The sequence below is a fragment of the Ornithinibacter sp. genome (genome assembly GCF_035443565.1).
Lineage (GTDB): Bacteria > Actinomycetota > Actinomycetes > Actinomycetales > Dermatophilaceae > Fodinibacter.
The window spans coordinates 13,132-14,525 of record NZ_DAORSO010000061.1; the positions used below are offsets into that span (position 1 = coordinate 13,132).

The 1,394-nt window shown below is 72.2% G+C and carries 2 protein-coding genes and 1 pseudogene; all 3 read left to right on the plus strand.

Annotated elements, in window-relative coordinates; genetic code table 11:
* On the plus strand, positions 1-248 hold a 248-nt coding region (locus tag PLL68_RS08330; RefSeq protein ID WP_324533309.1), incomplete at its 5' end, for an HGxxPAAW family protein.
* Complete coding sequence (gene trpC / locus PLL68_RS08335) at positions 248-1,072, plus strand: indole-3-glycerol phosphate synthase TrpC (protein WP_324533310.1); 825 nt, start codon at positions 248-250, stop codon at positions 1,070-1,072. The genes PLL68_RS08330 and trpC, both read left to right, overlap by 1 nt.
* A gap of 23 nt (positions 1,073-1,095) precedes the next feature.
* Positions 1,096-1,394, plus strand: a pseudogene (locus PLL68_RS08340) (tryptophan synthase subunit beta); the annotation flags it as partial.

The following is a 1,394-nucleotide window of genomic DNA, read 5'->3' on the forward strand; positions in this document are numbered from 1 at the left end:
CCCGCACGAATGGAGACGACATGGACGAGCACGAGGACCACGGGCACAGCGTCGCCGCCTGGACGGCAGTGATCATCTGCATCATCGCGTCGGCGATCATGTCGCTCGCGGTGGTGTTCCCGAACCGCTGGCTGTTCGTCGGTGGTGTCGTCCTGGCCGTCGTCGGTGTCGTCGCGGGGAAGGTGCTGTCCATGGCTGGTTACGGCGCTGCCGCGCGCGACCCCGAACAGGCACCCTCGATCCACTGATGGGTGACGCCACCGCGGGCACCGTTCTCGACGCGATCATCGCGGGGGTGCGTGAGGACCTCGCCGTTCGCGAGGCGGCCCGTCCGCAGGCCGACGTCGAGCGGGACGCCCTGGCCGCACCGCCGGCCCTCGACGCCGAGGAGGCCCTGCGCCGGCCCGGCCTGTCCCTGATCGCCGAGGTCAAGCGGGCCAGCCCGAGCAAGGGTGAGCTCTCCGACATCCCCGACCCGGCCGCACTCGCCGCCGCCTACCAGGCCGGGGGTGCCTGCGTGGTCTCGGTGCTCACCGAGGCACGCCGGTTCGGTGGCAGCCTCGCCGACCTCGATGCCGTGCGCGCCGCGGTCACGATCCCGGTGCTGCGCAAGGACTTCGTGGTCACCGACTACCAGGTGTGGGAGGCCCGCGCCCACGGGGCCGACGTCGTCCTGCTCATCGTCGCTGCCCTCAGCGACGAGCAGCTCAGGGCCCTGCTGTCGCGGGTGCGCGAACTCGGGATGACGGCGCTGGTCGAGGTGCACGACGAGGCCGAGACCCAGCGGGCCGTCGATGCCGGCGCCAGCGTCATCGGTGTCAACGCCCGCAACCTCAAGACCCTGGACATCCACCCCGAGACGTTCTCGCGGCTCGTCCCCCTGATCCCCCCCGGCTGCGTCACCGTCGCCGAGTCGGGGATCGCCGACGCCGCCGACGCAGGTGCCTACGCCCGCCAGGGCGCGGACGCCGTCCTGGTCGGCGAGGCGCTCGTGCGCACCGGTGACCCGCGCGGCGGTGCTGCCGCGATGGTCGCAGCGGGCGCCATCACCGACCGAGAGGCCGAGCAGTGACCGACACCCAGACCGACGACGGCATCCGCGACCTCACCCCGCACGAGCTGCCCCGACCCGGCCGGTTCGGCGAGTTCGGTGGTCGCTACGTCCCCGAGGCGCTGGTCCCGGCGCTCGACCAGCTCGACGAGGCCCGCCAGAAGGCGGCTGTCGACCCCGAGTTCCAGGCCGAGCTGGCTCACCTGCACGCCACCTACACCGGGCGACCGAGCATCATCACGGAGGTCCCGCGGTTCGCGGCGCACTGTGGTGGGGCACGGGTCATCCTCAAGCGCGAGGACCTCAACCACACCGGGTCCCACAAGATCAACAACGTCCTCGG